Below are 11,219 nucleotides of genomic sequence, written 5' to 3'. Positions count from 1 at the left end.
TTTGCACCTTATTCCATCCCTTCACCCTAATAAGCCAATGGAGTGCGTAACCCTAATTTCATTCTTTCGCCCTTTTGGGTCAATGCAGCACAGATGTTTACCCGGCTGACCATTCCCATGGCGCCAGTGCTGCAACGCGCACCGGGAGAAAGCACTATTGCATCCTTTAGCCCTTTTGAGCCAATGAAGCTCTGAGGCTCGCCTGACTGACCATTGCGCATACCGTCAGTCCGCAACGCGCGCCGGCGTACCGGGAGAGCGCATAATTCCGTCCATTTGCCCTCCCACCAATAAAGCGCAGTTATGCACCCTATCTCAGAAGCTCGACGCATCCCGGGCTTATTCCAACGAGCGCAAAGCTTCAAACAGCGCTGCATAGCTGGAGTCCGCGCGGTAAAATACCGGGGGTTGTCCGACCGGAGCTTCCACTTCGACATCGCCGCCCCAATAAGATTTGCCGGTCCACAGATGGATCCAATGATCCTCGGGCAAATATACGGCCCAGGCCGACTTTTCTTCCTCAATGACCGGAGCGACGAGCAAATCCCGCCCCAGCAAATATTGATATTGGATCGAATAGACGCGCTCGTCCGCTTCATAATGAAGGAACAATGGACGCATGACGGGCACTCCGGATTCGGCGTTTTCTTTCACCGCCGCCTTCAGGTACGATCGCAAAGCGACATAGACTCGGCTCATCCGCGCAAAATGCAAAAGAGTCTCGTCATCCGAATCGAACTGCCAATTATCGTCGGGGCGGTTGCCCTCATGCGTGCGCATCAGCGGAGTGAAAGCGCTATGTTCGGCCCAACGCATGAACAGCTCCTTCGTCCGCTTCATGCCGAACAAGGTCGTGTATCCGCCGATATCGCTGTGATGCAGTCCGCAGCCGGTCATGGCGAGCGACAATGCCGCCGGGATGACGGAAGCGAGGCCATCGTCGAGACTCCAGTCGACATTCTGGTCTCCAGCCCACATCATCGTGCAATATTTCTGGCTGCCCGTATATCCGGCCCTCATGAAGAAAGTCACTTCGTCCAGCTTGCCGGCTTCCTCAATGGCCTCGCGATTCAATCCGGCCCAAATGGCGGGCCAGGCATTATGCATCCATTCCGCCGGAGCCCCATTATGAAGCACGACATCGGTAGGCAAATATTCCCCGAAATCAGCCATCCAGCCGGACAAGCCAAACTGGATCATGTTTTCTTTAATGACCTTTTTATACCATTCACACGCCTTCGGGTTTGTGAAGTCGACGATGCCGGCATAGAATTCGCCGAAATCGACCAAATAATCTTCTCCCTGAGTATCTTTCGCCAGAAATCCTCCCTCGCTCGCTTCCTTGAATAAATGCCCTTCCACAGCGACGTAAGGGTTAATATAGCCAAGAAACTTGATGCCCTTCTCACGAAGCTTGACAATCTCTTCATCCAGACCGGGATAAAGCTCGCGATTCCAGATCCAATTCCACATCAGCCGTTTGCCGAACGAAGTATAGCGGACTCCTTGCCAATCCTGTGCCCATATTCCGCTTACCTTCAAACCTTTGGACAGGGCGTGGTCCAGCTTGCTCAGCACGACCTCCGTGCCGCCCTGCACGCCAATCCATACCCCTTCATAGACCCAATCGGGCAGCTCGGGCTGGCGCCCGAAATATGCCGTCAGCTTCCGGAGAAGGCCGACATAGGTATCCGCCGTCTCCAGCACAAGCTTCTCGGGAATATTCCAGATATGCAGCTCGTGATAATTTGCATTCCGGAAATCAAAGTCCATGTAGGCGCTATCATCGACATGACAATAATATTTGCGGCTGGACACGAAGGTCGGCTGTGGAAAAAAAGTCCAGTAATAATCGCCGCCCGCCCGGTCTTCCTTATCGGCCAGAAAGGTGACGTACGTATCTTTATTCCGGCCGACTCCTTGCTCCGACGTCCATAGCGGAAAATTTTTGCCGCGCAAGTCAAAATGGGAGAACTGCTCTCCGCAGCCATAGACATGCTCTCTTTCCTCCGCCGCGAGCCTCAGCCAAAGGCGATTCATTCTATCCGTATTCCCTGTAAAACGAATAACAGCCCGGCCGTTTTCCTGCCCAAAGAGAACAGTGAGAGAATTTAGCCCGGATCTGGAAAATGTAACGCGCGCTCCCTCGCTCCCGGATGACTCTACAATGTAGTCGATCAAAGCCAGCTTTTCCCCAAGCCGGTCGCTAATGCTGAAGTTCCCCCGGTACATATCGTACTGACCTTCTCCATGCCCTGCATAAATCCAAGGCTCTGTCCGGGAATGCCGGATGATTTCCCGACCATCCAGTTCCACCGTCAGCCGTCCCTCATGATCGCGAACCTGAAAACCCATGCTTGCTACCCCCTGCTCCACTTTTTTCAAACCGCTTACAGAGATTTTTTCTTTTATCCAGACGGACATTGTTTGCCTATAAGGATAAATTTCAAATGCCTCTTCATCTCATCCTTCTTTTCTCCAAAAAAGACTAAAGCTATTTTTCTCATCAAAAGATAATAACATCATGATGTTTAAGATTTTAGTATATCCCTATAGCAGTGTCAATAGTTCTTTTTAAAGTGATGTTATTGGGCTGGGCTGTGATAAGGTCATCCCATAACTTTTCTGAGATAATGTCACTATGGATACAGATTTCACCGGGTCATTGCCCCTTTTATCCAGATGATTTCAGGAGGCTGCGATTTGTGGATGAAGCATGCTGTAGAACAAGTCCCCTTACTTTGTACGTGTTTTTAAGAAGCATACCGGAATGACGCCGGGGCAATACCGTGAAAAGCACAGGCCCCGGCATCTGCCGGGAACGCACTAAGCTATCAGAGTACCACAAAAAGTCATGAACCTCACTTTCAGCTTGTTCGCTTTATCATTACAATAGAGTAAATCGTATTTAAACTAAGGGAGGGTGCCGATTTGAATAAGGAAATGAATGCAGACATTGTCATTATCGGCGGAAGCACAGGTGGATGCGCCGCAGCTTTGGCCGCTGCGAGGATGGGAAAGAACGTCATTATGACGGAGGAAACGATTTGGATTGGCGGGCAATTAACGAGCCAGGCTGTACCGCCCGATGAGCATCCGTGGATCGAAAGCTTCGGCTGTACGAGAAGCTACCGCCGGTTCCGCGACGGGGTCCGTCAATATTATCGCGACCATTTTCCGCTTACGGCCGAGGCTCGAGCCATCCGTCATTGGAATCCGGGCAGCGCCAACGTCAGCCGGATCAGCCATGAACCCCGGGCCGCCTGGGCCGTTATCGAGCAGATGCTGGCTCCCTATATTCACAGCGGCCGGTTGAAGGTGCTGACCCGGATGCAGCCGGAAAGCGCCCGGACCGATGGCGATGAGGTAGTCTCTGTGACTGTCCGCCATCTCGATACGGGATCGCGAATGGAACTGACGGCCCAATATTTTCTCGACGCAACGGAATGTGGAGATGTCCTGCCCTTGGCCGGAGTCGAGTATGTGACCGGCTCGGAATCGAAGCAGGACACCGGCGAGCCTCACGCCCTGGACGGACCGGCGGATCCTATGGATATGCAGTCGTTCACGCACTGCTTTGCGATGGATTATGTGGAAGGGGAAGATCATACGATAGAAAAGCCCCGAGATTATGATTTCTGGAATCAATATAAAGCCGACTTCTGGCCGGATAAGCAGCTCAGCTTTGCCGGAGTCCGACCCCATACTCTCGAGCCGGTCACCTACGCTCTGTTTCCTGGGGACGGCAACAAATTCCCGCTTTGGGTTTACCGGAGAATTATTGACAAGAACCATTTCGTACCGGGAACCTTCCCCGGGGATATCTCGTTGGTTAACTGGCCGGCCAACGATTATTGGCTCGGACCGATCATCGATGTCAGCCCGGAGGAGAAGCAAAAGCATTTGGAAGCCGCGAAACAGCTCAGTCTGTCTTTGCTGTACTGGCTGCAGACAGAAGCTCCCCGTCCAGATGGCAAGCAGGGCTATCCCGGGCTGAGGCTTCGCGGAGACGTAACTAACAGCGAGGACGGTCTCGCCTTATATCCTTACATTCGTGAATCACGGCGAATTAAAGCGGAGTTTACCGTGCTCGAACAGCACGTCAGCGCCGCTTGCAGCGACAACGGCCGGGCAGCCGAATTCGCCGATTCCGTCGGAATCGGATGCTATCGGATCGATCTCCATCCGAGTACGGCGCTGCGGCACTATATCGACATTTCCAGCCTGCCGTTCCAGATTCCACTCGGCAGTCTCCTGCCGATCCGGGTCAACAACTTGCTGCCCGCCTGCAAGAATCTGGGGGTGACCCATATTACGAACGGCTGCTACCGACTGCATCCGGTCGAATGGAATATCGGGGAAGCTGCCGGTTATTTGGCGGCATTCAGCCTGGACCGCCAGGTCCGCCCGCGCCAGGTCCGCAGCGACTCCGCACTGCTCGAGGATTATCAACGGCTGCTGACGGCAGAGGGAATCGAACTGGCTTGGCCAACGATCCGGGCTGTATAGGCGTCCATGCGTACAGTTCGGTGACACAGCTAGCTGACCGAAGAAATATTAAGCCTGTATTGATCCATGACAGGCCATAAATATGTTACAATCTGGAATGAGACTCCGCAAATCGTCAAATCGGTCGTGATATTCCAATCTTTCCACGGACGGCCCTCATTCCAGCGTTTTGTTTTTGTATTTGACGTTATTGTGCCTCACCGCAATAGGACGCTTAGCCTACGAGGTACTGTTGATCCTTCGTTAATCTTCATCGTCCTCGTTAATTTCTAGTCTTATCCTGGCCTTACACGTTAACGGGCAAAACGAGACGGTTACCAATTCGCGGGCAGGGCCGGAAGCTGCATCTTGGGGAGACGAAAGCGTTTGCGGCAATAGTCATTTAGGAGGCGTATTTATGGAAATTCGTTGTTTATTAACCCAGAAGGAATTAGATGAAGCGGCGAAGCTTTCCGATTCCATCTTTCGCGATTCCGAGCAAGGTTCGATGCAAACCGCTTTTTCCCACGTATTCTCGGAGCCGCTCGGACAATCGTACGGCGCTTTTGACGATGGCAAGCTCGTATCGTTCATGGGTCTCGTTCCCGTTGTGCTGCGCATCGGCGAGGCAAAACTGCCCGCCTATTCTCTCGGTTCCGTATGCACCCACCCGGATTACCGGGGAAGAGGAACGGCCAGTGAAATATTGGCGCTCATCTTCGATCATATGAACAAGGCAGGCGCCCCGCTCCTTCTTGTCTCGGGAGGGCGATCGCTATACACCCGTGCAGGCTGCCATACTTTCGGTCAAGTCCATCATTACCAATGGGAGGAAGGACAGCCTTTCCCCTCCAGTTCACTTCCGGAAGGGGCCATCGTACGTGAGCTTGCCCCGACCGACTGGTTCCGGTTGCACAAGCTGGCCAGAGGCCGCTTCAGCCGTTATGAACAGAGCCTCTGGGATTTAGCCGGACTGATTCATGCGAATGCGCTAAGCAGCTGCTTCAAGCTTACTCATAAAGTCGTCGTCGCTCAGAAGGCTGACGGCGATCTGCTTGCCTTTGCGGTAGTCGGAATTCCGTATCTGGATAATCCGAAACGCGGACCGCACCTGTTTGAATGGGGAGGCGCAGCCGATGCCATACCTGCGCTGCTGAATTACGCGGCTCAGGCTTACGGAATGAAGCAATTAACGATCCCGGTTCCTTGGCATGAAGAGCAGTTGGTCGCCGCACTCGAGGGACTTCCCCGGAAGACCGGCAAAGCCAATGGAACGATCTGTATTACCGATCCGGAAAGACTGCTGGATGAACTCCGCCCCTACCTCATGTCTGTCGATGCCAAGACGGCAGCGGCGCTGCAAATCAAGAGGCTGGAGAATGGCGGGACCCATGTCTCTTTGGATGGTTCAGCCGCAACGTTATCCGTTCAGGAAACGATCTCCCTCTTCTTCGATCCGGACCCGGAGATCGACGCTCCCGAACCGCTCAAAGGACGGCTCGCTTCCCTGTTCCCGATCCCGTTCCCTTATGATGCGGGGTTGAATTACGTGTAGCCTTTGGATTTATGCAGATTTTATAATAATATAGATGGCCTCTGGTGCCATACGACAAATTAGCTCTCGCCGGAGAGCTAATTTTTTTGTCTCCAGGTCTTTTTTAGGCTACAATGAGGTTGTCCTCTTGTAGAAGGACAATGCTGATGGATTCCGGAGGAGATAGAGATGCTGTTTATAGATAACCGGGGGATTACCGACCCGCGCCTCAATTTGGCTATAGAGGAATATGCTCTTAAAGAACTGCCTCGTGACGAAGACTACTTGCTTTTTTACATTAATGAACCATCGATCATTATCGGCAAGAATCAAAATACATCGGAAGAAATCAACGCCGATTACGTCAATGCTCATTCCATCCACGTCGTCCGCAGACTGTCTGGAGGAGGAGCGGTTTATCACGATTTGGGCAATTTGAATTTCAGCTTTATTATGAACGACGACGGCCGCTCGTTTCACAATTTCCGCAAATTTACCGAGCCGGTCGTTCAAGCTCTACGGAAGCTGGGAGTGGAGGCTGAGCTGACCGGGCGCAACGACATCCAGGTCGGCGAGCGAAAAATATCCGGCAATGCCCAGTACGCCACCAAAGGGAGAATGTTCAGCCACGGAACGCTGCTGTTCGACTCCGAGATGGAGAACGTCGTGTCGGCCCTTAAAGTAAACAGCGCCAAAATCCAATCCAAAGGGATCAAGTCAATCCGCAGCCGTGTGGCGAATATCTCGGAATTTCTGCCGCAAAAAATGACGATTGAGCAATTCAGACAGTCTGTGCTGCATTCGATCTTCGGAAGTACGGACATCCCTGAATATAAATGGACGGAGGAAGACTGGAAGCGAATTGAGGCGTTGGCCGATTCTCGTTATCGTTCCTGGGACTGGAACTACGGCAAATCTCCCAAGTCGAATTTCCGTCAGTCCCGACGCTTTGACAACGTAGGAACGGTCGACGTCCGACTAGATATTGACAAGGGCAAGATCCAGACGGCGAAAATCTACGGCGATTTCTTCGGTCTCCAGGACGTATCGGAATTGGAGAACCGGCTGGTCGGGCTGCGCTATGACAAAGCGACCGTGCAGGAGGCGCTGAATGAAGCGGATGCCAGCAAATATATTGGAAATCTGGACAATGAATCGCTGCTGTCTCTGTTGTTTTAATCCTATTTCTGCCCACCTTGTCCAACATCTTACTGAATAAGCATCGCAAAGAGGCAAAGGAAAAGGATTCCCTTGCCTCTGCTGCAGTTTCGGCCGGCTGCCGATCCAAATCATTGCAATTAGTTTTGCGCTCTATAAAGACAATAATCGGTAACGGCTAATTTAAAGAGCAGAAATGCACCTTAATTTACCGCTGCCGAGGAAGCCTAAGTATACTTTCCGAACGGGTAAGACTCTACGAAAAGGGCGAGCCTCTCCCAAGATCAGCCTCCTTTGACTTCTCCCGGCGTGACGCCCCAGTACTTGCGGAATACCCGCGTGAAATAGCTGACATCGCGGTAGCCCACCATGCGGGCCGCATCGTATACCTTGGCCCCTTCCAGCAAATAGCCTTTGGCGGACTCCATTTTGCGTTCCAGCACATGAGCGGAGAAAGATTTCCCCGTCTCCTGCTTGAACAGCCTGCTCAAGTAAGAGGAATTGACAAACAGCCGGTCAGCGACGGTATGCAGAGTCAGCTCCTGATCCATTTCATTCTCGACAATCGTTAAGATTTCCCTCACCATTTTATGGCTCGTTGTTTTTCTTTGGGTCTGCTGATAAGAAATAAAGCTTTTAACAAATCGGCGCATCCATTCGTAAATCTGATCCTTGGAGGTCAGCCCCTGGGTATTGCGATAATAGGCAAAATCATTGCCCACGACCTCCTGCAGCAACCAGCCTTGCTTGTGGACGAAGCGGATAAACAGGCTGCTCAAATAGAGGACATTCTCCTGCATCTCCTCCACGGAGCCGGCCTTAAACATCCCTTGCTGCCAAATAAGATCCAGCGCCATCATTGCCTTATTAGAGTCCGAAATCTCCAAGGCGATCTCCAGTTCCTTCTCGATATTCGGCTCTGCCGGCAAAACAGGCTCCTTCAAGCTCTCCCCGCGATAAGGCACAGCAAGATCGTTGCCGTAGACAATCCTTTCCTGCAGCGCTTTGCGCGCTTGTTCGTACAGCTTGCTGACGGACTCCTTATCCAGCGTCGGCTTACTGATTCCCGCGCTCGCCGTAAGCTTGAGACATTCTTTAATAACAAACAGCAGCTTGACGACCAGCGTATTGACATTCAACAGAAAATCTGACCCGTCCTCTGCTGGAGAGGAGGTAAAAATAATGGCCGTAGCCCCTGCGGAGTCTGAGCAAATCCAGCATGGGGTCCGTTCCAAAAATTCCAACGCGACACTTTTGACCGAAAAATCCAGCAGTTGGCTATCGCTATCCTTGAAGCGCTTCTCTTCTTCGGGCAGCGGATCCATGTCCACTACCGCAACGATATATTGCTGATTCATCTGCAAGCCGGGCAGCAGATCGCGACCCTTTTCCTTAATTTCCCATTCCACATATTTCCCGGTCAGCCAGTATTGAAGGAACATCTCTCTGGCGTATGGAAGGTGTTGACTCCATTTCAATTGAAGCTGCTGCTGATTGTGGCGCTTTTCCATTTCTCTCCGAACCTTCTCTGCCGCTTCAAGAATCGCCTCCAATATTTCGGTATCCCCTGCAGGCTTGAGTAAATATTTGCAGACCCCGAGCTCCAAAGCGGACTGGGCAAAAGCAAAATTGTCATGACCGCTCAAAATTACAAACTGAGTGTAGGGATCCTTGTCATGAACAAGCCTGGCCAAGGTCAGTCCATCCATTTCCGGCATTTGGATATCTACGAGCAGAATATCCGGTTTTTTGCGGTCAATCAGTTCCAAGGCTTCTTTGCCATTAGCCGCCAAGCCGACTACGTCGATGCCATGCTCTTCCCATGGAATATTGTTGGCCAGGCTGTTGCGTAGACGGGCTTCATCCTCGACGATCATCAGATTCATCTTCTTGCGCCTCCTATCCTAATGCATCGAAGCTTCGTAATTACATGGTCTCTAGCGCAATAGAGGCCGCGGGTTTCCCCGCGACCAGTTCTCTATTTCGGAATTCTCAGGAGAAGGATGGTCTCTGTCTTCTGCCAGCTCTGGCATAGCCTTCTCTATCTGCAGATTATCAGTCTGTTGATTTCTCTGTTTTCCGTTTAACTATAATTAATGCGACTTGCTATTCACCACCAGAAATATGTCCGCTTTCCCTTTATCATTATAAACGATAACTTTATAGACTCCATTCTCATTAGCGGTCACATGGCCCAATCCATCCACCGTCACTTTGAATGGATTCATGGACAACCATTGCAACTCATCGACAGATCCCAGAAGCTGAATCAGCCGATCCTCTAATGGATCGAATAGATTGACTGTGTCGCCCCGGGAGATGGAGAGACGAAATTCTGTATTTCCGTTTCCTTTGCGGTCATTATCCTTTGCTTCCTCCAAAATAATCGAAATCGAATCCAACCATCCTAATGTCCGATCCATTCTTTCGGTCAGTCGCACGATTATCCCGGACAGGCCCGGCTTATCCTTATCTGGAATCAATTGAATCGCTTGGCCTGTATTCTTAGCCCATTCTTGAAGCTCGCTGCGCTCCGCTTCCAATAGCTGAATCAGGCGCTCCCGTTCCTTTTTATCCACTGCAAAGTCGGTATTCTGCAGCTTATCATTAAGCTGGGACAGTTCTTGCTCGATTCCGGCAACTTCACTCTCGGCTTGAGCCACTGCTTGCAGAGCAGCTTTTCTCTTCTGCTCCAATTGTTGCAGGCGAATAAGCAGTGCGGTTTTTATTTCTCCATCGGGCATAGCATTAACAATCGTTTGAGCCTCGGTCCAATCATTCTCATCGAATGTATTCTCGGCTTGGACTACCGCCAGATCAAGGGGTATTTCTTCATCCCCTGCCACAAAGTAAATCCCAAAGGGCAAATAAGCGGAAGGCATAACCATCAAGCGCAGCCTGTAATTCATATCCGTTGTAACCGGTACGGCCGTTTCGCGGCTAAAATGAAAGTTGTATGCAGTGGAATCGTTAAGCTGATAATTAATAAAGCCCGGGTTAAAGCCTGCGCTGCCATGCATCGTATGGATTTTAGAATAGGAAGTGTTATTGACAAGACGGACATCCAGCACATAATCCGTATACCAATAAGCGAGCCTTATCTTGTCAATATTAGGTGGAACCACAAACCGGACTTCGCTCTGCTCGATTGGCTCCCCCATCGTATTCCAGCGGGTCATCAGCTTTTCCTGCTCTCCGGAATATCCCAAATCAGCTATTTTAACTCCTGCCGACAGAGCCTGGTCGTCTAATTCCAGTTCAATCGTCCCTTTCCTCCCCCAATGCTCCAACAAGCCGCGGTAATCGTCCGAGCGGGTTGCTGTCGCATTCGTTCGGGCAATGGTCGGGGTTTCCGCATAAGAGGTCGGGTCGGTTACAGAATCATCCGTGACGACATGAGAGAGCAGGATGGAAGCCTCTTCCCCTCCGTTCTCTTTCTCCGCACGAAACTCTGCGAAATAAACGACCGCGCTTGACAGATCAACGGGCTGATCCGCTGTGTATTCAAAATAATAAGAGCTACCGGCGGGGATCGTATGAAGCAAAGTTGGCTGAGATTCACTATTCATAAATTCAAGCGTTGCCTTGCTTGCCGCTGCAGTGACTTCTCCAACCGCAAATCCTTCCAATGATCTGTAGAGGCGAACCGGCTCATTTTCGGTATTTGTGATGTGGATCCAGAACTTAAGAGCGGTAGAGCTTCTATTATAATGAGATCCCCAGAATCGGAAAGATCCGCCTACAGTATCCCTGTACAAGGTAGCGTTGACTTGCCCGGCAATAAGACTGCCATCCGCACGCTCCGCTCCATCGCTATAAATGGACTCGGGAGCGTTGGAGACAAACACCTGACCGCCTTCGGCAATATAGTTGACGTAAGGCGTATCGAAGGGTAGAAAACGTTTCTGGTAGGTAATCGGAACCTCCTCTCCCACGAAGTAAGCAGAGGCCAGCATGGGAACATTAAACAACATCACGAAGGCGGTTAGTAAAAACAATAATCGTTTTTTCATAATTCCTCCTTGGATATCACTTTTTA

At 51.1% G+C, this 11,219-nt stretch carries 6 protein-coding genes and 1 pseudogene; 4 read left to right on the top strand and 3 right to left on the bottom strand.

Annotated elements, in window-relative coordinates; translation table 11 throughout:
* Positions 1-339: 339 nt before the first annotated feature.
* The gene (locus KJS69_RS03835; protein ID WP_213581656.1) at positions 340-2,355 is read right to left on the bottom strand and encodes an alpha-glucosidase; all 2,016 of its coding nucleotides are present in this window, start codon (positions 2,353-2,355) and stop codon (positions 340-342) included.
* Between the two features lie 379 nt (positions 2,356-2,734).
* On the opposite strand from KJS69_RS03835, the pseudogene KJS69_RS30190 reads away from it, so the two are divergent.
* The 4 genes and pseudogenes from KJS69_RS30190 to lplA form a co-directional block, all read left to right on the top strand.
* Positions 2,735-2,830 (top strand): annotated as a pseudogene (locus tag KJS69_RS30190) (AraC family transcriptional regulator); the annotation flags it as partial.
* A 101-nt stretch (positions 2,831-2,931) separates the two neighbouring features.
* Positions 2,932-4,509: an FAD-dependent oxidoreductase gene (locus KJS69_RS03825; RefSeq protein WP_213581655.1), complete on the top strand. Its 1,578-nt coding sequence runs from the start codon at positions 2,932-2,934 to the stop codon at positions 4,507-4,509.
* 397 nt (positions 4,510-4,906) lie between these two features.
* The gene (locus KJS69_RS03820; protein WP_213581654.1) at positions 4,907-6,043 is read left to right on the top strand and encodes a GNAT family N-acetyltransferase; all 1,137 of its coding nucleotides are present in this window, start codon (positions 4,907-4,909) and stop codon (positions 6,041-6,043) included.
* 168 nt (positions 6,044-6,211) lie between these two features.
* The gene (lplA, locus tag KJS69_RS03815; RefSeq protein WP_213581653.1) at positions 6,212-7,201 is read left to right on the top strand and encodes a lipoate--protein ligase; all 990 of its coding nucleotides are present in this window, start codon (positions 6,212-6,214) and stop codon (positions 7,199-7,201) included.
* 263 nt (positions 7,202-7,464) lie between these two features.
* On the opposite strand, the gene KJS69_RS03810 is transcribed toward lplA, so the two are convergent.
* Together KJS69_RS03810 and KJS69_RS03805 are read right to left on the bottom strand one after the other, a co-directional pair.
* Complete coding sequence (locus KJS69_RS03810) at positions 7,465-9,066, bottom strand: response regulator (protein WP_213581652.1); 1,602 nt, start codon at positions 9,064-9,066, stop codon at positions 7,465-7,467.
* A 207-nt stretch (positions 9,067-9,273) separates the two neighbouring features.
* Positions 9,274-11,193, bottom strand: coding sequence for a coiled-coil domain-containing protein (locus KJS69_RS03805; protein WP_213581651.1), 1,920 nt, complete (start codon positions 11,191-11,193; stop codon positions 9,274-9,276).
* Positions 11,194-11,219: the final 26 nt, after the last annotated feature.

The organism is Paenibacillus sp. J2TS4 (genome assembly GCF_018403245.1).
Taxonomy (GTDB): Bacteria; Bacillota; Bacilli; order Paenibacillales; family NBRC-103111; genus Paenibacillus_L.
Note: the sequence above shows the minus strand (reverse complement) of the source record. Positions and strands in the feature narration are given on the sequence as shown.